General features: G+C 60.2%; 19 protein-coding genes and 2 pseudogenes. 3 read left to right on the top strand and 18 right to left on the bottom strand.

What is annotated here, in order from left to right; translation table 11 throughout:
* Window positions 1-26 precede the first annotated feature (26 nt).
* The gene (locus IB266_RS04850) at window positions 27-1,376 is read left to right on the top strand and encodes an ATP-binding protein (protein ID WP_192260521.1); all 1,350 of its coding nucleotides are present in this window, start codon (window positions 27-29) and stop codon (window positions 1,374-1,376) included.
* Here IB266_RS04850 and IB266_RS04845 read toward each other — a convergent pair.
* The 11 genes and pseudogenes from IB266_RS04845 to IB266_RS04800 all read right to left on the bottom strand — a co-directional run bounded on the left by IB266_RS04845 (window position 1,360) and on the right by IB266_RS04800 (window position 11,893).
* Window positions 1,360-3,327, bottom strand: coding sequence for a TonB-dependent receptor domain-containing protein (locus IB266_RS04845; protein ID WP_192260377.1), 1,968 nt, complete (start codon window positions 3,325-3,327; stop codon window positions 1,360-1,362). The two genes, IB266_RS04850 and IB266_RS04845, sit on opposite strands and share 17 nt — an antisense overlap.
* A gap of 205 nt (window positions 3,328-3,532) precedes the next feature.
* Window positions 3,533-3,742 (bottom strand): annotated as a pseudogene (locus tag IB266_RS31050) (methyl-accepting chemotaxis protein); the annotation flags it as partial.
* An 81-nt stretch (window positions 3,743-3,823) separates the two neighbouring features.
* Window positions 3,824-4,816 (bottom strand): annotated as a pseudogene (locus IB266_RS04840) (PAS domain-containing protein); the annotation flags it as partial.
* Between the two features lie 115 nt (window positions 4,817-4,931).
* Window positions 4,932-5,609, bottom strand: a complete 678-nt coding sequence (locus tag IB266_RS04835) for an energy-coupling factor ABC transporter permease (protein WP_060742474.1) — start codon at window positions 5,607-5,609, stop codon at window positions 4,932-4,934.
* 60 nt (window positions 5,610-5,669) lie between these two features.
* Window positions 5,670-6,098: a nitrile hydratase accessory protein gene (locus tag IB266_RS04830; RefSeq protein ID WP_225613410.1), complete on the bottom strand. Its 429-nt coding sequence runs from the start codon at window positions 6,096-6,098 to the stop codon at window positions 5,670-5,672.
* An 8-nt stretch (window positions 6,099-6,106) separates the two neighbouring features.
* The gene (gene nthB / locus IB266_RS04825) at window positions 6,107-6,760 is read right to left on the bottom strand and encodes a nitrile hydratase subunit beta (RefSeq protein WP_192260374.1); all 654 of its coding nucleotides are present in this window, start codon (window positions 6,758-6,760) and stop codon (window positions 6,107-6,109) included.
* A gap of 19 nt (window positions 6,761-6,779) precedes the next feature.
* On the bottom strand, window positions 6,780-7,424 hold the full coding sequence (gene nthA, locus IB266_RS04820; RefSeq protein WP_192260373.1) for a nitrile hydratase subunit alpha: 645 nt from the start codon (window positions 7,422-7,424) through the stop codon (window positions 6,780-6,782).
* A gap of 76 nt (window positions 7,425-7,500) precedes the next feature.
* Window positions 7,501-9,015, bottom strand: a complete 1,515-nt coding sequence (locus IB266_RS04815; RefSeq protein WP_192260372.1) for an amidase — start codon at window positions 9,013-9,015, stop codon at window positions 7,501-7,503.
* Between the two features lie 237 nt (window positions 9,016-9,252).
* Window positions 9,253-9,777: a group I truncated hemoglobin gene (locus IB266_RS04810; protein WP_192260371.1), complete on the bottom strand. Its 525-nt coding sequence runs from the start codon at window positions 9,775-9,777 to the stop codon at window positions 9,253-9,255.
* Window positions 9,778-9,883: 106 nt separating this feature from the next.
* Window positions 9,884-10,750: a transporter gene (locus tag IB266_RS04805; RefSeq protein WP_192260370.1), complete on the bottom strand. Its 867-nt coding sequence runs from the start codon at window positions 10,748-10,750 to the stop codon at window positions 9,884-9,886.
* 87 nt (window positions 10,751-10,837) lie between these two features.
* Window positions 10,838-11,893, bottom strand: a complete 1,056-nt coding sequence (locus tag IB266_RS04800; RefSeq protein ID WP_192260369.1) for a phenylacetaldoxime dehydratase family protein — start codon at window positions 11,891-11,893, stop codon at window positions 10,838-10,840.
* Between the two features lie 562 nt (window positions 11,894-12,455).
* Between IB266_RS04800 and IB266_RS04795 the strand changes: the two genes are divergently transcribed.
* The gene (locus tag IB266_RS04795; RefSeq protein ID WP_192260368.1) at window positions 12,456-13,391 is read left to right on the top strand and encodes a helix-turn-helix domain-containing protein; all 936 of its coding nucleotides are present in this window, start codon (window positions 12,456-12,458) and stop codon (window positions 13,389-13,391) included.
* A 57-nt stretch (window positions 13,392-13,448) separates the two neighbouring features.
* Here the strand turns inward: IB266_RS04795 and IB266_RS04790 are convergent, their stop codons facing one another.
* The 4 genes from IB266_RS04790 to IB266_RS04775 form a co-directional block, all read right to left on the bottom strand.
* A complete protein-coding gene (locus IB266_RS04790; protein WP_192260367.1) occupies window positions 13,449-14,471 on the bottom strand; it encodes a transketolase family protein in 1,023 nt (340 codons plus the stop codon).
* On the bottom strand, window positions 14,468-15,316 hold the full coding sequence (locus IB266_RS04785; RefSeq protein WP_103308257.1) for a transketolase: 849 nt from the start codon (window positions 15,314-15,316) through the stop codon (window positions 14,468-14,470). Before IB266_RS04785 ends, IB266_RS04790 begins: the two co-directional genes overlap by 4 nt.
* Before the next feature lie 17 nt (window positions 15,317-15,333).
* Window positions 15,334-16,635 (bottom strand): MFS transporter, encoded by a 1,302-nt coding sequence (locus IB266_RS04780; RefSeq protein ID WP_192260366.1) that lies wholly within the window; start codon window positions 16,633-16,635, stop codon window positions 15,334-15,336.
* A 96-nt stretch (window positions 16,636-16,731) separates the two neighbouring features.
* Window positions 16,732-17,481: an SDR family NAD(P)-dependent oxidoreductase gene (locus IB266_RS04775; protein WP_192260365.1), complete on the bottom strand. Its 750-nt coding sequence runs from the start codon at window positions 17,479-17,481 to the stop codon at window positions 16,732-16,734.
* A gap of 187 nt (window positions 17,482-17,668) precedes the next feature.
* On the opposite strand from IB266_RS04775, the gene IB266_RS04770 reads away from it, so the two are divergent.
* Complete coding sequence (locus IB266_RS04770; RefSeq protein WP_192260364.1) at window positions 17,669-18,586, top strand: LysR substrate-binding domain-containing protein; 918 nt, start codon at window positions 17,669-17,671, stop codon at window positions 18,584-18,586.
* Window positions 18,587-18,659: 73 nt separating this feature from the next.
* On the opposite strand, the gene IB266_RS04765 is transcribed toward IB266_RS04770, so the two are convergent.
* From IB266_RS04765 to IB266_RS04755, 3 genes are read right to left on the bottom strand one after another with little or no spacing between them, the layout of a single operon-like run.
* A complete protein-coding gene (locus tag IB266_RS04765; protein WP_192260363.1) occupies window positions 18,660-20,678 on the bottom strand; it encodes an LTA synthase family protein in 2,019 nt (672 codons plus the stop codon).
* The gene (locus IB266_RS04760) at window positions 20,678-21,277 is read right to left on the bottom strand and encodes a hypothetical protein (RefSeq protein ID WP_192260362.1); all 600 of its coding nucleotides are present in this window, start codon (window positions 21,275-21,277) and stop codon (window positions 20,678-20,680) included. Before IB266_RS04760 ends, IB266_RS04765 begins: the two co-directional genes overlap by 1 nt.
* Window positions 21,277-22,545: a sialidase family protein gene (locus IB266_RS04755; protein WP_192260361.1), complete on the bottom strand. Its 1,269-nt coding sequence runs from the start codon at window positions 22,543-22,545 to the stop codon at window positions 21,277-21,279. The genes IB266_RS04760 and IB266_RS04755 overlap by 1 nt, the downstream gene beginning before the upstream one ends.
* Between the last annotated feature and the right edge of the window lie 13 nt (window positions 22,546-22,558).

Raw genomic sequence — 22,558 nt, 5'->3', positions numbered from 1 at the left:
GCCTGCGTGCCTTGTGGCCGCGCAAGATGGTTCATCAACTCAGTGTGCTGCTGTTGCTTGCGTTGCTCGCTTCCAATGCAATTGCCATGCTGGTTCTGCAGCGCACTGGGGCGTTGATCCATCCGCTGTCGCGGACCATGAGCCTGGAACGTCTGGTCACCGCGCACCATGCGGCTCTCGAAGCACCCAACCAGGTCGGCGCCCGGCTACTGGCGTCGATGATCACCCCGGATGCACATTTCTGGATTGATCGGCGCGCCGACGTCGAGCCCTTCGACATGCGCGCCGAAGAACAACGCCTGGCCAATGTGCTGCGCGAGCGCCTGCAACTGGCGCCAGACCTTGCCGTGGTCATGCAACTGGAGCGGGTCACCGGCGGTCATGCCCGGGACCAGGTGTTCAGCCCAGCTGGCTGGGCTCCGTTGCGTTTGCGCAGCAGCATCGAACTGCCCGACGGCCGCTACCTCAACGCGTTGCAGCACCCGGTCGGGGCTTACGAGTGGCGCAAAGTCCTGACGTACAGCCTGCCGGTGACGATCATTCCGGTGCTGTTGATCGTCATGTTCTGCATCAGTCGCGTGGTGCAGCCTGTGAAAACCCTCGTGCAGGCGTCCGAGCGCGTCAGTCGCGGCGAGTGGATTGCCCCGCTGCCGCTGACGGGGCCGCAGGAGGCACGGGACCTGACGGCAGCGTTCAACCACATGCAGGCCAGCATCGCCCGCCATGTCGAGGGCCGCACACGCATGCTCGCCGCGATCAGCCATGACCTCAATACGCCAATCACCGAACTGCGCCTGCAAGTGGAACTGCTGGAGGAGGGCGATGCTCGCGAGGACATGCTGGAAAGTCTCGAAGAGTTGAGTCTGATGGTGCGCGAAACCCTCAACTTCGTCCGCGAAGACGCTGTGCAGGAGCCGACGCTGACCATTTCGTTGAACGGGTTGCTGGATGACCTGGCCAAACGTTACCAACTGCTGAACCAGCCTGTGACCTGGCACGGAGCGCCGCCGATCATGCTGACGTGCCGGCCCCTGGCGCTGAAACGGGCGCTGACCAACCTGATCGACAACGCCCTGCGTCATGCCGGGGACGCCACGCTGAGCCTGTCTCGCGAAGACGCCGGCACCGTCCGCCTGGACATCCTCGACCACGGTGCAGGGCTTCCCGATGCCTGGTTGAGCAGGGTATTCGAGCCGTTCGTGCAGTTCGCCGGTGGAGCGGCCGATGGGCACAAGGGCGGTGTCGGCCTGGGCCTGGCCATCGCCCGCGCCTGCGTGCAGGCACACGGTGGCGAACTGCTGCTGGAAAACCGCCCGTCCGCCGGATTGTGCGCCGTGGTCAGGCTGCCGGCCGCGCTGCTCAGAAGTTCAACGTAGCGCCCATCCACAACGTGCGACCGTAGTTCACCGTGCCGTAGGTTTCATCGTCCAGGCGCTTGTCGGTGATGTTGTTCAGCGAACTGTTCAACGTGATCGAATCGGTGAGCTCATAAGAGCCGCCCAGATCGGCCGTGGTGTAGCCTGGTGCACTTTCATCGGTAATGGTGTTGCCGGTTTCTTCTCCGTAGTAGCTGACCGACGCCCACGCTTGCGCGCGATCATTGATCACCCATTCGCCGCGCAGGTTGGCTTTTTGCTTGGGCGTCAGCGCCAGTGGTGCGCCGGCATTGGCGCCGCTTTTCTGTTCCGAGTCGGTGTAGGTGTAATTGGCCTTGAGCAACACACTGGCGTTGATATCCCATTGCCCGGTCAGCTCCACACCCTGGATCACGGCCTTATCGATGTTGACCCGATCCATGACGATGTAACCGTTCCAGCGCTCGTCGGTGGTGACCGTCGATAACTTGTCCTGGAAGTCGTTGTAGAACACCGTCGCGCCCGCCGACAGATCATCGCGGTTGGACCACAGCGCCGAGAACTCGTAGTTGGTGCTGGTTTCCGGTTTCAGGTCGGGGTTGCCGAGCATCACGAAACGGTTGCGTCGCAGGTAGGCGTAATCCTTGACCACCGCGCGCAATTCGGGCGCCTTGAAACCGCGGGCGATACCGCCCTTGAGCGTCCAGTTATCGGTGGCGCGCCACACCCCGTAGATCCGCGGACTGGCGTGGGTGCCATATTGTTCGTGGTCGTCCAGGCGCAGGCCGGTGGTCAGCGCGAAGCTGTCGGTCACCGACCATTCGTTTTCGGCGAACACGGCTTTTTGCAGCACCGAAAACTCGTAATCGACGCGATCGCCCAGGCCCTGGTTCCAGTCGGTCAATTCGCTTTCATTCCATTGCATGCCCACGGTACTGACATTGTGCGTGGTGGGCACCACCAGTTTGGCGTCGAACACGGTGTTCTTGACCTCCGGTTTGCGCCCGTAAATATCGGTTTGCGCCGGCGTGGCCTTGCCTTCGCGGCTGGAGGTTTCCTGGGACAAGGCGATATCCGACGTGGCCCAACCCCAACGGCCCTGGTGCGACAGCGACCAGTGATCGCGATTGTTCTCCTGCTCGCGGGTGGCCCAATTGGCACTGATGCCGTCGCCGTTCTTCAAGCGCGTGGCGCCAGCCTCCAGCAGGATGTCGTGGTCGACGGTCGGGGTGAAGGCCAGGCGTGCGGTCAGGTCGCGGTGATCGGCCTGGCTGAAACCGTTGGTTTGCTCGATGTCGTCATCGGCCTGACGATCCAGGTAACGGCCCCAGACCTGCAAGCCGAGAAAATCTTCGTGCAACGGACCATTGAGGTAGAACTGCGTCTGGCGGGCGTTGCCTTGGTCACTGTGCTGGCGCGCCGAATAATCGTAGGACACCGAGCCGCCCCACTGCGGCGAAACCTTGCGGGTAATCACGTTGATCACCCCGCCAATGGCGTCCGAACCGTACAGCGACGACATCGGCCCACGCACCACTTCGATACGCTCGATGGCCGCCGCCGGCGGCACGAAACTCTGCTCGTAACCGCTGTTACCGTTGACCCGCGATTCCCGGGCACTCTGGCGCTTGCCATCGACCAGAATCAGCGTGTAATCGGCTGGCATGCCGCGAATGGAAATGTCCGTCTCATTGGCCCCGCCGTTGACCGTTACCCCCTCGACATCCCGCACCGCGTCACCCAGATCGCGATACGACTTGCGGCGCAGCGTCTCCCCATCAATCACCGTGACAGAGGCCGGGGCATCCTCGACGCGTTGCTCGTAGCCGGAAGCGGTCACGACCACATCATCAAGGGTCAAGGCCTGCGGTTCAGCAGCCTGGGCGGACGTGCACAGCGCGCCGGCTGCACCGGCGGCCAGGGCGAAACGCGTCCACGGGGACAATGTTGGAAAACGGAGAGGGGAGTGCATGGGGTGTCCTTTACAATTCAACTTAAAAGAGAATCGTAATCATCTGCACTGGTGAAGATTGGACAAAGTGTGACAGGGCGAATCCCACGGCGCCCCAAACCCACTGTAGGTGCGAGTTCACTCGAGAAAACCCAGGAGCGTCACTGCCTGGGTTTTGTACGAGAAGTCGGGGCGAATAGCATGGAGGCCCAGCTTGAACTCAGTACCTCTCGATCATGTCGGCCGCCTGTTGGGTGGCCTGGCTGGTCCGGGTGGCCAGCTTGCGGACCTCGTCGGCGACCACTGCGAAACCCCTTCCGGCCTCACCGGCTCTGGCCGCCTCTATGGCCGCATTCAGGGCCAGTAGATTGGTCTGTTTGGCGATGCTTTGGATGGCGGCGACTATCTGCGTCAGCTTGGCGAGGTTTTCCTGCATGGCTTGATGCTGACGTTCCTGAGTCTGGCGCAACTGGCTTTCCTCGCGATGGGAGTGCACGTCGGTGATCGCCCCCACTGTACGTAAGGGCGTGCCGTCGTTGCTTCGCTGGGTCTGACCTCTGCCTCTGAACCAACGGTACTCGTCGTTGCGGTGCTTGAGGCGGTAAGTCACATCGAAGGGTGTTTGGCCGGAGCGGTCGGCGACATGTTCGACAAAGGCTTGCACCGCACGCTGGCTGTCTTCGGGATGCAGGCGGGACAGCCAGCTTTCGAACACATTGGGAAACTCTTCGATGGTTTCGTAGCCAAGCATGCGACGCATCTGTGACGAGAACCAGATGACGTTATGGGGATTGGCTGGATCGCCTGCGATGATATTGATATCCCAGAGTGCGTCCTGGATGCATTCGCGGGAAATATCGAAGCGGGCCGAGAGCATCGCGAATTCTTCGTCTCGCAAGCGCTGTTTGTGGATGTCGCGCAGCATACCGACGCTGATCTGTGGCAGCCCCCGTTCGTCACGGAGCGTTTCACCGCAGATCTGGACCCAGCGGTATTCTCCCGAGTGGCTCGCGAGGCGCACCTCCACCTGGTAGGGCGCATGCCCGCTGCGATCGGCAAGGTGATGAGCCAGGGCATCCAGGTTGGCCTGGCGGTCGTCAGGGTGAAGGCAATCGTTCCAGGAGCCTAGATAGACCGGGAGATCCGTTTGGGTGGGCAGGTTGCCGAACCATTGCAGTACTGCATCACGCGCGGGCTGTTGGCTGCCATCGAGCTGCAATTTCCAGAGCAGATCTTCCGACCCGCTTGCCGCCAATTGCCAAAGTTGTTCTTGATCATGCAACCGCGTTTCGTATTCACCCAACTGAAGCCTGAGGCGTTGCAGTTCAGCATTAAGGTCGACCACGCTGGCCCGGAGCGCCGTGCGATCGGCGAGCAGGCGTTCGATGCCCGCCAGTACCCGTCGCAGTGACGAATCCTTCACCGCTATCGATACTCCCTCGCCGTCGGGCTGTTCCAGCCGGTCGCCGAGCAGCTTCAATTCCTTGCGGGTGCTATTTCTGAAAAACATCAAACACCTCTGGTTCGCTCACGAGGTTTCGGGACGGTTCTCGCTCTTGATGCCCCCGAGCATTACGGTCTTCGAATGCCCGGGGACAGTCTGGCCTGGACTGGAGTCTGTCGACTCAGGCGGCCTGGTACAGACGGCGCTCGAGCAGCGTGCTACCACGCAGGCGATGTGTTGCCTTGGCACCGGCCAGCACGGCCAGGTCCAACAGCGGTTCGAGGATGACGACGCTCATGTAGGCGCTGCCGAAGGTCAGAATTGACAGGGCATTTTCTGCTGTGAAGCCTTGTCCGTAGAAGGCCCAGAAGGCAACCCAGGCGACAATGCCCCCCTGGAAGGCTGTCGACAGCCCCAGCGCTTGTCTGTAGCTCAGCTCCACATACGGCGTGTTTGGCGCGATGATGCGTTTCGCCAGGGCGGTAACTGCGAACAGCGGTACCAGAAGGGTGGTGACGTTCATGCCGTATTGCGGCAGGTCGAATGGCGCGAAGAACAGACCCTGGATCAGCAGCCCCAGGGCCAGACCCACTGCCGCAGGTGCGGCGCCGAGCAGCAGAAACAGCGTTGACCCGAGGATGAGATGGACCTCGGAGACGCCGACTGGATGGTGCGGTAGTAGCTCGAAGAAGCTGAATACCAGGGCCGTGGCAGTGACAGTGCGAGCCAGCAGCGAGAAGACACCACGCTCGCCCATGGCTTGGGCCGCGAGTTTGAGGGTGTAGGCGCCGGCACCTGCGGCAGTGACATAGCTCAGCCAGAGTTTTCCAGCTTCCACCAGGTTAGGTTCGATATGCATGACGATTGCCCCTTGGCCGCTACGCGACCTCGAAAGTAAAAAAACAGGACGACTCCGGCCTCAGCGAGTGGCTCGGCTGATCGCCACCGGCTCGTGCCGCGCCAGGTGTTCGTGGCCGTTTCCATGGGCCGGTGGGCAACTCGCATTGAGCAGCGTCACCGGCTGTCCGTGGGGGGTATTCAAGTAAGCCTGCTGCCATTCCTCGGTGCGCCGGCTGATGTCTTCCATCCCCGTTAAACCGAGTGTGGTGACCATTCTTTCCAACGCTGTGATCCACTGCCGGTAGTAAGTGTCGTTGACGCTTTCTCCGGGTTGTGCCGGGGCAGCCTTGATCTCGTCGCTGAATACCTGCACCCAGTCCTCCCAGGGGAATAGACCGATCTGGTGCAGGTGTACCAGCAGGGAAAAAGCCTGGGCCTGCCAAGGTTTGTCGAATACCGGGCCTTCATCGTCGAGAGACAGGCCGGCTATTGGGGGGATGTGACGCATGCTGGCGCTCATACGGCCTCCAGATAGTTGTCCCACAGATCAATGCAAACACTGTCCGGGCGCGCCACTCCCCACAGTTCTGTCGCACTGAAGCGAACGGCATAGACCTGTTGGGGCTGTTCGCCTAGACCGTGGGCCATCGTGTCCGGGGTGGCAAACGCGCCGTGTGCAATCTCGATGGTCCCGACCTTGCCGCGCGCGTAGCGGGGCAGTCGGGTGTGGGTGGTTGGGTTGAGGTTCTTCGTCCGCACCCGGTCACCGACCCGGAAGCGGCCGGAGACGGGCTCCTTTGCCCGGGAAGAGGCGCCGCCGAGCACTACGGCCTCGACGATGTCCGGTGTTAAAACCGTGACGGGTTGTGTCGGTGGGGTTGGTTTGGCCGTACCCTGCAGTTCGCCAGTGCTGATCACGCCTTTTTCCAGCAGCAGGTTCTCGAAGGCATGCAGCCAATGCTCGTAGTAACTGGACTGCAAGTATTCAGCCGGTTCCATGCGTTCAATGGAATGTCGGAATTCGTCGACATTGAAGTGTCCGCCGACGAAGAGCGAGGCGAACAGCGGAAAGACCCTGCGCTCCCAGTCGTGATGGAAGATGGGTTCATTTTCTTCGGTGAGCACCGGGCCGAAACCGTGCATACCGCCTAAGTCGTGTACACCGTTCATGGTTTTCTCCTTCTCGGGTTCAGGCTTCGTCGCCCGGCGTCTTCGGCAGGCCAGTGCCGATCATGGCGTCACGCGTCACCAACTCGATCAGTCGTTCCTCGCTCCAGCCGTCAGTACCGGCCGGACGTTCCGGCAGTACCAGGTAGCGCAACTCAGCACTGCTGTCCCAGACGCGGACTTCCTTGTCATCGGGAATGATCAAGCCGAATTCGGCCAGCACGCTGCGCGGATCGATGACGATCCGTGACCGATAGGGCGCGGATTTGTACCAGACGGGTGGCAGACCCAGGGTCGGCCAGGGGTAGCAGGAGCACAATGTGCAGACCGTCACGTTGTGCACGGTCGCGGTGTTCTCCACCACCACCATGTCTTCGCCCTGCACGCCGGAAAAACCCAGTTCGGCAATGGCCGCGGTGGCATCTTCCAGCAGCCGACGTTTGTAATCGGGATCGAACCAGGCCTTGGCGACCACCTGAGCGCCGTTGCGCGGGCCGACCTTGTGCTGGTAAGTATCCACCAGAGCATCCATGGCAGTTGGGTCGACCAAGCCCTTTTCGATCAACAGGGATTCGAGCGCCTTGACACGCAAGGCGATGGCCTCGGGGGGCTCGGTGTGGTCGTGATCGTGATCGTGATCGTGATGATGTTCGTGGGTATGGCTCATGTCTTGGCTCCTCTGAAGTTGATACTCACTTTCAGTGCTACTTGCCGGTGTTCGTTCGCCAATGCGATGCGCAGGTCTACAACGTCCGCCAATCGACAGAGGCCTCGAATGCGGCTGCAGCCTGATAGAGGGTGCCTTCGGCATAATGTTTTCCGACTAACATCAGCCCCACGGGCAGTCCGTCCACCAGGCCGCAAGGGATCGACATGGCGGGGTGCCCCGTAATGTCTTGAGCGGCCGTATTGCCAAGCATCTCCAACGCACGCGTGACGGTCTCGGTGATTGAAGAGCCCGGTTCCGGGAGCGGCTGAGCGGTGATTGGCACCGTCGGCATGACGAGCAGGTCATAGTTGTCCAGTGCCTTGTCATAGGCCGCTCGGGCAAAGCGCGCTATGTTCTGGGCCTTGGCGTAGTAGCGACCGTTGTAGCGCTCCAGACCGAACTGGCCGACGAACATGCAAAGCTTGAGGGACGGCGACAATGCGTTTGCCTGATCGCGCCAACCGACCTGTTTGTCCAACAGGCCCACGTCGTAAAGCCCCTTCCAGTTAAAACCCGCTCCATTGCCGTGCATCATTTGCATGGTCAGGCCTTCACAGCCGATAGGGCTCCATAACGATCCCGCCAGGTTGTGTTCGGGAACCGATACCTCCTCGACCCGCGCGCCCAAAGCTTCGAGCCGGGCGATAGCGCTGCGGACCTTTTCTGCGATACGTGGATCCTGGTTAGCGAGTTGAAAGCCTTCCTGGAGGATCCCGATCCGGAGTCCGGTCACGCCTCGTTCCAGATAATCGCAATAGGCATCGACCTTGGGGGCGGCCTGGCGAGGGTCGAGCCCGTCGGCGCCGGCCATCACTTCGAGCATGAGCGCGTTATCGCGTACGTTGTTCGTCATGGGGCCGACATGGTCGAAGGTGGACTCGATCGCCATGACCCCGGTGTAAGGCACTAGACCCCAGGTCGGTTTCATTCCATAAATGCCGCACCATGCGGCAGGAATGCGGATGGAACCGCCTTGGTCGCCACCGATAGCCAGGTCGACCGCGCCCGTCGCCACAAGCGCCGCGCTGCCAGAAGACGAACCGCCTGTTGTGAAACCATGGCGAAAAGGGTTGTGCACAGGCGCGGGGTCCGAGGTATGGCTACCACCGGAGAGGCAGTAATGTTCGCAGGTGGCTTTGCCGAGGATGGTTGCTCCCGCATCGAGCAGACGCGTCACCACGGTGGCATCAAACGACGGTACGAAACCCTCCAGTGGTGCGGCGCCGTTCATCATCGGGACACCGGCCAGGGAGATATTGTCTTTGAGCGCGACCGTCTTGCCAGCGAGCTTGCCCGAACTGGCGCCCATCACCTCAGTTCTGTAGTACCAGGCGTTCAGCGGGTTTTCCGTGCTTGAAGGGCGATAACCGGAACTGCGCTCGTAGCGCACTGAAGGGATGAAATCAGGCAACTCATCGACTAGGTCGTAGGCATCGAAACTGGATTGCATGAGCGCCAGGTATTCGCTGGCTTGCTCGGGTGTCAGCTGTATGTGCAGGCGGCTGGCGAGATCCTGCACTTGTTCGAGAGTCGGGCGGATGATGGCCATGGGGTGTCCTGTGTCCTGTGCCAACCCGCAGGGGCTGGCAATGTCTGTTCAAACGTCATCTCGGGGATGCCCGGGCACGGTGCGCACGATTGGCGAGCCGTGGCCGGGGCTGGTATCAAGCTATCTCCACAGATTGAGCAGCGCTTGGCTGAGGAGGACAGTCGCTTGGTTGAGCGGGACTCGCTTGCCCCTCCACGGTCGCCCTCCATTGCTGTGGCTCAGGCTTATGCCGGGGTATCAGTCTTCGGATTCAGGCGTGGTCTGTTTCCGAGATGACTTCCCTGGTTTTGGCCAGACAACCCCAACGCTTCTCATGCCTTTGGCGGGGTCCATTTCCGGGTGCGCGAGTACGACGTCTCGATAGGAGGGGCTCCCGATCACCGCCGGTTTGAACTTGATGAGGAAGTCATTGACCTCTTTGCGCAGATCCGGGGCCAGACTGTAGTCGTCGTAGCACGCCTCGAGACAATCAAGCACGGCTTGCCAGTGCACCTCGGTCAGCCCCATTCCGCGATGCGCGGTGACCATGTCTCTCCCCCTGTATTTGGCGCTTCCACCCCAGTGCTCGGAAAGGAAATCGACAAAATTGATGTGTTCCTTTTGGAACGTCGATTCCGACATATGGGCCCAGATGTGCCCGATGGCCGGGTGTCCCATTGTCTTTCTCAACACTGCGCCTGCGAACTGATAGATCACGTCATAGCCGCCAAGACGGGTATAGAGGGAGGGTTGTTGTTCCGTGGTGGGTTGCTGGTCGGTCATTGTCTGGTTACTCCGTTTCGGGTGAGAGGCATCTCATTAGCCAACTGTCGCGTTGTTGGGCACACGCTTGGTTGATAAGGACAACGGGGGGTAGAGACGGGCGGGCCTAAAAGACCCTGACGTAGCGCAGGTTCATGCGAAAGTCCTCTTTGGGGCCGTTCTCCACCGCAAGGTCGCGTCCAAGTTGCACTTGGAGTTGGTCCTTGGCGGTGAAAAACTTTCTGGCCGTGACGCGGAAGTTGGTGGTTTCCATCCTGTCGTCCTGGTTGACACCATCGATCTGGTTTTCCCCACCCCAACTGTGGCCGAAGCCGATAGCCAGCGCAGTGGTCTCGTCGGGCATGTAGCGCCCCATTAACTGAGCGCCGTAGGAAACGTCCTGTTCCCGGCGGGCGGAGCTGGCGCCGAAGTCGTTGTTGTCTCCGTACCAGATGGCGTCACCGACGAGGTCGATGGCCCACTTCTCCGTGAAGTGCTTGACGTAAGCGGCCTGGAGATCAACCTTCCAACGGTTCTCGCCAATGTTGAGCGCGTCGTCTTTGTCATAGTCGCCAGTCGGCACGTACAAGTAGGCGGTCGCACCGAGGGTGTCGTTGGCGTCGTTGAGACGGTACTTGAGCGGCGCGGTGAGAATGAGGTCGCCGATGCCGCTGGCGTCGCCTAGAACAGAAGCGTCACCACCGCCCGAGACATGACCGAAGGGCAACAGGAATTGAGGCTCGATGGTCAGCCGCTCGCTCAACTGATAGACGTGCAGCAGACGCAGAATGCCGATATCGGAAGTCAGGTTGAAATCGGAGCTGGTCTTGTGCCCCTGGGCATAGGCACTGTCCGTGGTGGCGTGCTGGTAGTAGACCACGCCGATGGTCGCTCCCACGGGGAGCGGCTCGTAATCGCCAGGATCCACCTCGAGGGCATGGGAGGAAAGGCTGGGGAGGAGGGCGGCAAGCGACAGGTAGCGGAACTGTTTCATGATCGACGATCCTTTTTTCGGGCAAAAAGAGCCCCGCTAGCGCCCATCAGGCGACGCGCAGGGCTAAAAGTGGAGTCAGCGATGGAGTCAGGTGGGCGACACTTGCGCGTCGCGCATCATCCCGGTCTGCGGATGGCAGTTGATGTACTCGAACAGTTGCTGGCTACCGTCCGCTACCGAGACCTCGTGATACAGCCGCAGCTTCGAAAGGCCTCCGATCACTCGGAAGAACGTGGTGAAAATACGCAAGTGAGTGGGGTGGGATTCTGCCCAGCGTTCCAGTTTGTCGAGGGATCGCCAGTGACCGATGTCATAGGCGATGTCGAGGAGATTGCCATCAAGGTCGACATTGCGTACGAAGCGGTTGCTGTAGCAGCCCAGCGCCTGCCCCTCGTCACGCAGGAAGTTCATGCCGTCTTGCAGTGGCGGTAGCATCTCGTTGAAATAGAGCGCGCGCTCTTCGTCGCCGGCTTCGACCCAGTCTTGTCCGGAGCGGATCAGCGTCAGGTTGTCGTGGCCGCGTACCACGACCCTGCCGCCCTTGGCGGGGTCGCCTGAAATGACTTGCAGTTCGCTGGTCGGCTGCATCCAGTCGGTCTGCGAGATAGCAAAGCGATCCCGCGCCGAGCCCCAGTAGCCGTGCTCCTCGATCTCGCCGCTGATGCCGTCCATGATCGCACCGACACCTGGCAAATCCTCCTGGAATGCATACAGCGTCTCGAACTGCTCGGCACGTGGTGCGATGACTTCGCGGAAATACCCCAACCCCTCGTTCAGGCGCGCATCGTCGCCCCACCAATCGGCCACGGGCGCTGAACGTAACCATCGGTGATAGGCGGCGGGATCACGCCAGTAGCCCACGGCGATGAAGTTTCCGTAACCCTGATTGTCGAGGTGGTAGGTCAGGTCGTGATTCCCTGGGCCATCGGCGAGGGCAAAGCTTGCGTCAATGTAGCGCATGGCTTGCAAGGCGGCGGCGCGTTGCTCGTCGCGAAATTGCACACCGAGGTAAGCCATTACAACTTGCTTCACGTTTTCGTCAGCCCGCCCCACAAACATCGGGAAGGGTGGCTGGTAATCGTCGTGGACACGACGGGACAAAGTCCGCGGACATTTGAGATGTTTATCGATTGCAGATTCCATGGGGGGCTCCTTTATTTCCGTCTCAAACGGACGGTTCGCTGTTCTACATCCCAGTGGATGTTGTTGTTTTGCGGTGGGTACCACTCCATCGGCGTTGCAGCACCAAGGTCCCGAGCTGCACCAGGTAAGTGGCGAACTCTTCGGGTGCCATGTCCCATCGCTGTAAAAACCAGGATGAATCGGACAGTCGCTGCTGTTCTCGTGGATGCATGGGACACCTCCTCATTCGTGCTTGTAGGGACACGGCGTGGAGTGAAAATTATCCAGGGGGGATGCAACGTGCTTGGCTCGAATGGACAACCGTTTGGTTAAAAAGGACAGGTAAAAAAGGCCGGCATGTCAGCGCGCGGCAATGGTGCGGGGCGTGTGAAACAAGGGGGCGATGTGCCCCGAGAAGTGGCATGGGGAGTGTTGGAGGGATCGGCCTCTGTAACGTGCAGGCGGCTATCTTCCAAGGTGTCTGACAGCGGGAATGATGCGATGGAGATGGCCTGCTAATTGCTTGGCTCGCAAAAACGTTACCCCGCTTTTTTTGTTGAAACGCCGCCGCGAGGTGAATGCAATGAGCCAGACCTGTCAGTATTCAACGCTTGCCGTTACGGCCCCCCTCCGATTCGATTACTGGAAAGAGGTGGTTTGTCACCACTGCCTGGACGCAGACAGCAAACGACTGGCGCAGAGCGATTTTGACGGGGCGCTGGAGGTGCATGCCATGGGCTCATTGGACATCTGCACGTTGTCCGCACCCTTGCACTATTGGGAGCGTTCCGCCCAGCACCTGCGCAGTGATCCTAATGACGATTTGTGGTTGGGCTTCACCAGGAGCGGTTATGGCGAACTGGAGCAGGCTGACCGACGGACGAAACTGGCGGCGGACGATCTGTTTCTTTATGACGCATCCCAGCCGTTCAGATTCAGCTTCGGTGGTACTGATAACCACCTTGTCCGCATTCCGCGACAACTGCTCAGTCAGCGCTTGCCCTTCATAGCGGACTGCACCGCTGTGGTTCTGGATGATCGTCGCCCAGGGGTGATTCCGTTACGCGAGATGTTACGTCAAGCCGCGAGTATGCCTTCAGTCTTCCATAACACAGGAGTCTCCAGTCGTTACTCCAGCACGTTGCTCGACCTTCTGGTGGTCAGCCTGGAACTCCAGGATCTAAAGCAGACTCATGACGAGTTGGATCTGCATGGCCGGATCATGAAGTACATCCACCAGTATTTGACCGAGGCGGACCTGTCGCTCGAACGCATCGCGCAAGCCCACCATGTCTCCACACGCACGGTGACGCGCGCTTTCGCCCGTCATCAGAAATCGCCGGTCGCAGAAATCTGGAAGGCGCGATTGCTCGCCAGCCGCGAGGCTATTGAGCGCGGTCAAGTCCGCAGTATTTCTCAGGCGGCGCTGGATTTCGGTTTCTCCGACTTCTCTCATTTCAGCCACGCTTTTCGCAAGGCCTTTGGCGTTGCTCCCCATACGCTCCTGCGACGAGAGTAAAAAGGGGGGCTTTCCCCACGGCGTTCAGGGGGGATTCCCCCCCTGCAGTTTTAAACCCTATAACCAACCCTTGATCTGCGCGCACACAGCCTGGGTGGAAATACCGTAGCGATCGTGCAACGTCGGAAGTGCACCCGCATCGAGAAACGCGTCCGGCAGCGCTATTTGCCTGAACGTCGGCGTGACCCCATTGCGCAACAGCACGGCGGCCACCGCTTCGCCCAATCCGCCGATGATGGAGTGGTTTTCGGCCGTCACGACCAGTCGTCCCGGCTTTCTAGCCTCAGCCAGGATGGTCTGCTCATCCAAAGGCTTGATCGTGGGAACGTGAAGCACCGCGACATCCACACCGTCAGCCTGAAGTTCCTTGGCTGCTTCCAGGGCGCGCATTGTCATCAAACCGGTGGAAATGATTAAAACCTCATTGCCCGTACGCAGGGTCTTGGCTTTGCCGATCTCGAATTCATAGCCATATTCATCGAGCACCAGCGGTACGTTGCCGCGCAGTAACCGCATGTAGACGGGCCCTTGGTGCGCGGCAATGGCGGGCACGGCTTGTTCGATTTCCAGGGCATCGCAGGGGTCGACGATCATCAGGTTCGGCATGGCGCGCATGATCGCCAGATCATCCGTTGCCTGGTGGCTGGGGCCGTACCCGGTGGTCAGGCCCGGTAGACCGCAGACAATTTTAACGTTGAGGTTTTCCTCGGCAATCGCCATACAGATGAAGTCATAGGCCCGGCGCGAAGCAAACACCGCGTAAGTGGTGGCGAAGGGCACGAACCCCTCCCGAGCCATGCCGGCCGCCGCGCTCATCAACAGTTGCTCAGCCATGCCCATCTGGTAGAAGCGCTCTGGGTGCGCCTTCGCAAAAATGTGCAGGTCGGTGTACTTGGACAAGTCAGCCGATAAACCCACGATGTCCTGGCGCTGGTCCGCGAGTGCGGCCAGTGCGTGGCCGAATGGCGCTGGCTTGGTGGCCTGGCCTTCAGCGGCAATCGAAGCAATCATTGCCGAGGTCGTCAGCTTTTTCTTCGCCGCTGCGGGCACCTGAACGTTGGTCTTTTGTGCGTTGTTCATGCTGTTTTGCCTTCTTCCAGGTTGTTCAGGGCCACATCCCATTCATGCTCATCTACGCGGATGAAGTGAGTCTTTTCGCGGGTTTCCAGGAACGGCACGCCTTTGCCCATCTTGGTATCGCAGATGATGACGCGCGGCTGTGCGGCGGGATGGCTGCGGGCTGCGTCGAACGCTTTGACCAAGGCGTCCAGGTCGTTACCGTCCACCCGCTGAGTAAACCAGCCAAAGGCTTGCCATCGGTCAACGATGGGTTCAAATGCCAGCACCTCGCTGGAGTGGCCGTCGGCTTGCTGGTTGTTGACGTCGACGATGGCGATCAGGTTGTCGAGTTTCCAGTGCGAAGCTGACATTACCGCTTCCCAGGTAGAGCCCTCATTCAACTCGCCATCCGATAGCAGGTTGTAAACGAAAGAGCTGGACTGTTTGCGCTTCAGACCCAGGCAGGCGCCTACCGCGATGCCCAGTCCCTGGCCCAGCGAGCCGCCGGTGATTTCCATGCCGGGGGTGTATGCGGCCATACCGGACATGGGCAAGCGGCTGTCATCCGAACCGTAGGTTTCAAGCTCATCCAGTGGAATGATTTCAGCCTCGATCAGCGCGGCATACAGCGCGATCGCGTAGTGACCGATGGAAAGGTAAAAGCGATCACGCTGTTCCCACTCGGGGTTTTCGGGCCTGTAGTTCAAGGCATGAAAGTACGACACGGCCAGCAAGTCTGCCGCGCCCAGTGCCTGACCGACATAACCCTGGCCCTGGACTTGCCCCATGCGCAAGGCATGGCGGCGAATGTTATGGGCACGCTGCACCAACGTGGTGGATGCCGCGCGAGATAAAGTGGCAGTCATGGAAATTCTCCGTTAACTCAACGATTGACCGAAGCGGCAGGAATGCGCAGTACCAAACAGGCACCGATGCACAGCACACCGGTAATCAGGTACATGCCGATGGCGCTCGAACCGGTCGTGGTGGTGATCCAACCAATCAGGTACGGCGAGCAGAAACCCGCCAGATTGGCAAAGCTGTTGATTCCGGCGATCCCCGCAGCGGCGGAGACACCACCGAGCAAGGTGGTAGGCAGCATCCAGAACAGTGAAGACGCCGACAGCACGCCTGCTGCTGCAAGGCACAGGCACAACACCGACAACGTCAGGTTGGCACCGAACACCGCCGCCAACGTGAGGCCCAGCGCGCCGGCAAGCATTGGCCCGACCAGATGCCAGCGCCGCTCCTGGTGTTTGTCGCCGCTGCGCCCCATGAGCACCATCGCAATGATGGCGCACAGGTAGGGGAGACTGGTGAGCAATCCGATGTGCATCGGATCGGCAACACCTGCATTACGGATAAGCGTTGGCAGCCAAAAGGTGATCGCGTACTGGCCCATGACCACGCAAAAGTAGATAGCGGCGAGAATCCACAGGCGGCGGTCCCGCAGGAATGCCCCGACCGAGGCGTGGGTGACTTTGCGGCTGTTGTCCTCGGCCAGTTCTTTGGCGACCAGCGCTTTTTCTTCATCGGTGAGCCAGGTCGCCTGGTGCACGCCGTCCTTGAGGTAGGCCAGCACCATCAGGCCAACGATGACGGTCGGAGCGGCTTCAATCACGAACATCCACTGCCAGCCCGCCCAGCCATGAACGCCTGCGAACTGCGTCATGATCCAACCTGAGAGCGGTCCGCCGATCATCCCCGAGAGCGGGATGGCGATGAACCACAGCACCGTCATTTTGGCGCGACGGTAGGAGGGGAACCAGTAAGTGAGGTAGAGCAGCAAGCCCGGCGCAAGACCCGCTTCGGCGATCCCGAGCAGAAAGCGCAGCGTATAGAATTGCCAGGCCGTTTCTACGAAGGCGAAGAGGGCGGAGATGATGCCCCACGAGATCATGATGCGTGCGATCCAGCGCCGGGCACCGACCTTGTGGAGGATGAGGTTGCTGGGCACTTCGCAAAGGAAATAACCAAGAAAGAACATGCCGGCGCCAAGCCCGTATACGGTCTCGCTCAGGGCCAGGTCATTCATCATCTGAAGCTTTGCAAACCCGACATTCACCCGGTCCAGGTAAGCGCACAGGTAGCACAACATCAGGAAAGGCATCAATCGCCAGGCAGTCTTGCGATACGCGCTTGAGCGCACTGTGGACACAGTGTCGAGCGTCATGGTGGTCATCATGATGGTCTGATCTCTTGTTTTTATAGAACGCCGGGCTCAGGCCCGACGTATCTTCGATCCAGAACTGAAAGGGCAATGGGTGGCTTCAGTTGATCGTCAGTGGATCAACATGCCGCCGTTTACATCGAGCGTGATACCGGTGAGGTAAGAGGACAAGTCGCTGGCGAGGAACAGTGCCGCATTGGCGACATCCTGCGCGGCACCGAGCCGGCCCAGCGGGATGCTTTCGATGATGGCGTGACGACGATCGTCCTGCATCAGGCCGCCGGTGATGTCGGTATGGATCAAACCTGGCGTGATGGAGTTGACGCGAATGTTGTCCGCGCCAAACTCCCGCGCCATGGCTTTGCCAAGTCCGAGTACACCGGCTTTCGCTGCGCTGTAGTGGGGGCCGCCGAAGATACCGCCGCCGCGCTGGGCCGACACGGATGACATGCAAACGATGCTGCCCGAGGCCTGGGTACGCATGACCGGAATGACTGCCTGCGACATCAACAGCGTGCCGCGCAGGCTCACATTCAGGACTTTGTCGTAATCGCCCGGGCGTATGTCCAGGGTCTTGATTGGCTGCGTGATGCCGGCATTGTTGATGAGTATGTCGATACGGCCGTAGCGCTCGACAACCTTGGCGACGGCGGCTTTGACTTGCGTTTCGTCGGCGACATTGGCAGCCAGGCCCAGATGGCCTTCGCCGAGGGTGGCCGCGGCGTCACGGGCGGCGGATTCGTCGAGATCCAGGATCACCACGCGGGCACCGTGTCTGGCGAAGGTAACAGCCGTTGCTCGGCCGATACCACGTTCGGATGCAGCGCCAGTAATAATCGCGACTTTGCCTTGAAGAAGCATGAGGGGTACCTCTGATTGTTTTTATGGTTCGATTCAGCGATCGATGACCCAGAGTGGTCCCCGTCAACAGGTCGAGCAATAACGCAAACGTCACTGCTACATGAATAAAATTCAGCACTCGTCAATGCAGATCGCAAATGCTTGAATGGCACTCCCTGCTCGTGCCACAAAAACAGGCTGAATACTGATGCGCCAGGACGATATCCCTTCATCCCATCTGCCACCGCTGAGAGCCATTCAAGCCTTCGAGCAAACCGCTCGTTTTGGCAACCTGGCAAGAGCCGCCGAAGTGCTCGACCTCACGCCGTCAGCGATCAGCCATCAACTGGCCAAGCTGGAGGTCATGATTGGTCGACAGCTGTTTGTGCGGGCTGCGCGTGGGGTGACGCTGACACCGGTAGGTGAGCAGTACTTGAAGGACATTTCCGGTTTGTTGCAGAGCCTTGAAGTCGCCACCCAGCGGGCCGCGAGTGACGTGAGCCTGGATTGCCTGCGGCTGCATTCCTCCCCCAGCTTTGGCTTGCTATGGCTGATGCCCAGGTTGGAGTCATTTCGCTTGACCAACCCGGACATCCAAATCAATTTGTCTTGCTCCTATGAATCGCTGCATTTCAGCCATGACAAGATCGATGTCGATATTCGCCACGGCCGGCCCAATTGGCCCAGCTATGAAGTGCGTACCGTGCGTAACGAGAACTTCGCTGTGCTGGCCTCGCCCAAGCTGATCGCGCGTTGCACGGTAAAAAGCGCCGCTGATCTTCTGGCTGAAGACCTGATCCTTTCCGAAGCGACCTTGCTCAGATGGCCTGAGTGGTTCGCCCAACATGGCCTGGCCCGCCCCGAAAAACCCTATGCCTTGAGTTTTGACCGCTCCTACATGAGCCTGGAAGCGGCGAGCCACGGTTTGGGATTCGCCCTCGAAAGCACGCTGCTGGCACAAAAATACCTCGCCAGTGGCTCACTGGTTGAGGTCGCCCCCGAAGCGTTGAGCTCTCCGGTCGCCGCCCACCATCTGGTGTTCCCAAGGGCTCACTCCAGCTTTCCCAGAGTCAGGCGGTTTTTGGGGTGGATGGAAGGGGAGTTAGGGCATAGTTTCGTGTTCTGAAGTGGTGGTCGCCCGAACGGCCACCACTGTGCCTACAGATACAAATCAGTCATTGAGCGTGAGGAGCGCAGCGTCATGGAATATTGCGATAAAGCATCATCCGAGCCGTTTCGTGCAGCCCCCGTGTCAGCCCATTCAAGCGCCGAAACTCCTCGGGATGCTGCGCGGCCACATCGTCACGCGGTGTGGGTGATGCCAGGTCGTGCAGGGTCGGCGAACTGCCGTCGTGCTGCATCTGCAGCAGGAAGTCCTTGGTAACACCGCCAATGATCGGGAATGTACCCTCGCGCAGTACCAGCGGCACCACGCGCTCGCCCTCGGGAGCCGGCTGCTGGATATCCCGGCCCAGCGCGCCATTTCTGAACGGTATGCCCGCCATGCCCGCCACCGTCGGCAACAGGTCCACGAGACCGACGGCCTCTTCGATCACCCGGGGTTGCAGGCCGGGGGCATGGATCAGCAGTGGCACGTTGTTGCTTTCCAGGCCCAGTTGCTCGAACGCCGGGGCCATATGCGGGATCTGGCTGATACGCGTGTTGTGGTCGCCGAAGAACACAAAAATACTGTTGTCGTAGTAGCCGCCGGCCTTGGCGATTTCCATCAGGCGGCCGATGTTGTAGTCCAGCAGGCGCACGGCGTTATATTGTTCGACGCTACGCGAACCTGCGGCCTGGACTTGCTCCAGTGTCACGTCCTTGACCTGGAAGCCGTCGTTTTGCTTGGGGATGGTGAACGGCCGATGGTTGCCGGAGGTTTGCAGGTAAGCAAAGAATGGCTGGTCCTTGGGCACGGCACGCAGCAGTTGGTCGCTTTCCTTGAACAGGTCCAGATCGGAAATGCCCCACACGTCCACGCGGGGCGAGCGCCAGTGGCTTTCCTCGAACAGTTGCGCGCCGTCGATGCTCTGGCGGATCAGCGCATTGATATTCGCCCAGCCGGCGTTGCCGCCGATCATGTAGTACTTCTGGTACCCCTCGAACGCGTTGATCAACGTGCGTTGGCGCGTGATCAGCGGGTTGCGGGTGGCGGTCTCCTGGCGGGTCACATCCGGCACGCCGGTAATACTGGCCCATACGGTCTTGGCGGTACCGGTGACGGGCACATAGAAGTGCTTGAAGAACCAGCTTTGCGTGGCCAGTCTGTCCAGGTTCGGCGTAGGGTCGAGCGGATTGCCATAGGCACCGACGGCGCTGGTGCCGAGGGATTCGAGCATGACGAAAATCACATTCGGCGGGCGCTCACCGGCCAGTCGATAAGGCTGCACGCCTTGTTCGCGGACGAAATCAAGTCGCTGGGCGTCGGGTTGATCGACGCCCAGGTACTGCGCGATCTGCGGGTAGTGCTCGCGCACCTGGGCTTCATCAAATTGCGCTTGACCGACCTTGAGCGTGTCATACAGAAACAGCACCGGGTTCAGGCCCACCGCCGCCACTTGGTTGTTGCCGGAGAAGAACGCATCGCTCCAGCGCAGCGGTACCGGGTTTTCCAGGTTGAGGTTGGCAACGCGGCCAAGCAGGGCCAACAGCACGGCTACGACGCCCATCACGGAAACCGGCGCCAGTGCCCACTTGCTGATAATTTTGCGCTCCTGATCCAGGGTCAATCGTTCAAGGCGTATCAGCGCCCAAACCCAAAGCGCCACTGCCGTCAGCCAGCACGAGGCGATCCACACCACCGGGTAGGTTTCCCACACCATCTGTTGTGAAATCTGTGCGTCTTGCAGGTAGCGCAGCACCGTCGCATTGATGCGCACGCCAAGGTAGGCGTAGTGGCCGAAGTCGATGATGTACACCAGGCCAACCACCGCTAGCGCGATGAGCAGATAGCCCCGTGCCAGCCAACGCAAGATCGGCAGGGTGGTCAGGTTCCAGCGCGGCAGCCACGCCAGCACGGCCAGCGGCAGCAAAATCAGCACCGTCAGGCGCAGGTCGAAACGCAGGCCGATGCCCAGTGTTTCCAGGAGCGCCGGGGTGTTTAAAGCCAGGCCGGAAAAACCCAGCACAAATACCAGCCGCAACGCCGCCAGCAACGCAAATACCAAGGCGATCGAGCCTGCGCCGTAACGCAGGCGGCGCGATTGCAACACACCCATCATTGACCTCTGTGCCATTTCAAAAGGGGACGCCAGGCGGCGCCGATCAGCAGGCCGAACCCGGCCACCAGGCAGTAGCCGGTCAGCAGCGGGTCGACCAGATAGTCCCAATAGTTTTCCGAAGCCTTGAGCCGCAGCGCGAAGGCCAGGGTGCCGATCGCCAGCATCCACACGGCCAGGGAATTGCGCAGCCACAGCATCAGCAGTGCCAAAGCACCTACCAGCACAATCATGGGCCGCGGGTTGAACCCCCAACGGTACGGGTCGTAATAGGTCAGGCCCAAGGTGGCGGGGTACAGCAACAGGCTCAATACGCCGAACAGCGCCAGCAATTGCACTTGGTGCTGACGCACAAGCGGCGGCACTACGCCCAACCTGCTGAGTGCGACCCACCCCAACAGCACCACGGTGCTGAGCGCCAGGTCATCGGTAAAACTGCGCACATACGCCGCCAGCGGCAGCTCATTGACCGGGATAAAACTCACCGCAGCCAATATCGGCAACCACCACGGGCGCCAGGGCGCGCTGAATCGAAACGTGCTCAACAGCACAAACCCCAACAGCACAAAACTCAAGTGGGCCTGCCATAGAGGAACCATCACAGCCGCTCCGCCAGCCAGGCTTCGTTGAAGCTGACATGTTTGATAAACGTGTTATTCCATGAGTACACCACGTGGTACATGCCGTCCGAGCCGCGGCTGAAGTACGGGTACTCGTATTCGAAATCGCAGCCCTGGGGTTTGCACACGCGGTAGTCGAGGTTACTGAGGAAGCGTTGTTCCAGCGGCAGGCGCCGGGCGCCGCTGGAGGCACGGAAGCCTTCGCCGATGATTTCCTTGTAGACGTCGGGCGAGAAGGGTTGGCCGAGCGGATCGGGTGACTGGTCCAGTTCCACCACCGTCCGCCATTGGCTGAGCTGGGCGTCGGTGCCGTAGAGACTGAGCCTGAAGCGGCCGTCCTGCAGGTCATTGAGGGCTACCAGCAAACCGTCGTCCACCGTGCCCACTGCTGCCAGCGACGAATTGGGGTTGGCTGGTTCCAGCGGATACGGTTCGCTCCAGGTTTGCCCGGCGTCTTCGGTACGGCTCGCCAGGACGCGGTGATGGGTATCGCCGGCATAGCGCAACATCGCCACGGCGCGGTTGCCGTCCAGGGGCACAATGGTAGGTTGCAGGGAGTTTTTGCCGCGGCTGATGCGGAATTTATCGATCACCGCGCCGTCGGCGCTCAAGTACAGGTACTCGGCAAACTTGCCCATGAATTCGTGGTAGACCGGCAGGCCGATAGAACCATCGGCATGGAACACCGGTGCGGCGCGTACCAGCGTGCTGATATTGAAGAATGGTGAGGTCACCAGTTGCCGAGGTGTCGACCAGTTCGCGCCGAGGTCATCGGACACCATCACATTGATTGCACTGGTGGCCCAGCCACCCACCGATACCGAGACATAAAACATCCACAAACGTTTGTCCGGCGCCAGGGCGATGACCGGATTGCCCAGTTTGCGGATGTAACGCTGGGTGCCGTCACGGGTGCTTTCCCGCGTGGCAAGCACGTGCTCGGTGCCCCATTCGCCGCTACGGGCATCAAAGCGTGCGGTGCGCACCTGTACATCGGCAGCACCTTCGCGCGAGCCGGCAAACCACACGGCCATCAAGTCGCCACCGGGCAGGGCGGTGACCGATGAGGCGTGCACAAAGTCATTGAGCTGCGAAGACACAAAACGACTGGTGTATTGCGGCGTCGCGGCGGCCTTCGCGGTGTTCGAGCTTATAGAGGCAAACGGCGCCAATACATGGGGGGGATGGCTGAACCAGGCGGCGCAGAATACCCCTAGCAGGCTGCAGATCAGGAAGGCGGAGCGCATAGGGAAACCAATT

This window comes from Pseudomonas sp. Pdm06, from assembly GCF_014851795.1.
Lineage (GTDB): Bacteria > Pseudomonadota > Gammaproteobacteria > Pseudomonadales > Pseudomonadaceae > Aquipseudomonas > Aquipseudomonas fluorescens_AA.
Note: the sequence above shows the minus strand (reverse complement) of the source record. Positions and strands in the feature narration are given on the sequence as shown.

Bases quoted from the DNA above. Each gene is read 5' to 3' on its own strand.
- IB266_RS04850 (WP_192260521.1), top strand. From the start codon at position 27: ATGGTTCATCAACTCAGTGTGCTGCTGTTGCTTGCGTTGCTCGCTTCC.
- IB266_RS04845 (WP_192260377.1), bottom strand. From the start codon at position 3,327: ATGCACTCCCCTCTCCGTTTTCCAACATTGTCCCCGTGGACGCGTTTC.
- IB266_RS04835 (WP_060742474.1), bottom strand. From the start codon at position 5,609: ATGCATATCGAACCTAACCTGGTGGAAGCTGGAAAACTCTGGCTGAGC.
- IB266_RS04830 (WP_225613410.1), bottom strand. From the start codon at position 6,098: ATGCGTCACATCCCCCCAATAGCCGGCCTGTCTCTCGACGATGAAGGC.
- nthB (WP_192260374.1), bottom strand. From the start codon at position 6,760: ATGAACGGTGTACACGACTTAGGCGGTATGCACGGTTTCGGCCCGGTG.
- nthA (WP_192260373.1), bottom strand. From the start codon at position 7,424: ATGAGCCATACCCACGAACATCATCACGATCACGATCACGATCACGAC.
- IB266_RS04815 (WP_192260372.1), bottom strand. From the start codon at position 9,015: ATGGCCATCATCCGCCCGACTCTCGAACAAGTGCAGGATCTCGCCAGC.
- IB266_RS04810 (WP_192260371.1), bottom strand. From the start codon at position 9,777: ATGACCGACCAGCAACCCACCACGGAACAACAACCCTCCCTCTATACC.
- IB266_RS04805 (WP_192260370.1), bottom strand. From the start codon at position 10,750: ATGAAACAGTTCCGCTACCTGTCGCTTGCCGCCCTCCTCCCCAGCCTT.
- IB266_RS04800 (WP_192260369.1), bottom strand. From the start codon at position 11,893: ATGGAATCTGCAATCGATAAACATCTCAAATGTCCGCGGACTTTGTCC.
- IB266_RS04795 (WP_192260368.1), top strand. From the start codon at position 12,456: ATGAGCCAGACCTGTCAGTATTCAACGCTTGCCGTTACGGCCCCCCTC.
- IB266_RS04790 (WP_192260367.1), bottom strand. From the start codon at position 14,471: ATGAACAACGCACAAAAGACCAACGTTCAGGTGCCCGCAGCGGCGAAG.
- IB266_RS04785 (WP_103308257.1), bottom strand. From the start codon at position 15,316: ATGACTGCCACTTTATCTCGCGCGGCATCCACCACGTTGGTGCAGCGT.
- IB266_RS04780 (WP_192260366.1), bottom strand. From the start codon at position 16,635: ATGATGACCACCATGACGCTCGACACTGTGTCCACAGTGCGCTCAAGC.
- IB266_RS04775 (WP_192260365.1), bottom strand. From the start codon at position 17,481: ATGCTTCTTCAAGGCAAAGTCGCGATTATTACTGGCGCTGCATCCGAA.
- IB266_RS04770 (WP_192260364.1), top strand. From the start codon at position 17,669: ATGCGCCAGGACGATATCCCTTCATCCCATCTGCCACCGCTGAGAGCC.
- IB266_RS04765 (WP_192260363.1), bottom strand. From the start codon at position 20,678: ATGGGTGTGTTGCAATCGCGCCGCCTGCGTTACGGCGCAGGCTCGATC.
- IB266_RS04760 (WP_192260362.1), bottom strand. From the start codon at position 21,277: ATGGTTCCTCTATGGCAGGCCCACTTGAGTTTTGTGCTGTTGGGGTTT.
- IB266_RS04755 (WP_192260361.1), bottom strand. From the start codon at position 22,545: ATGCGCTCCGCCTTCCTGATCTGCAGCCTGCTAGGGGTATTCTGCGCC.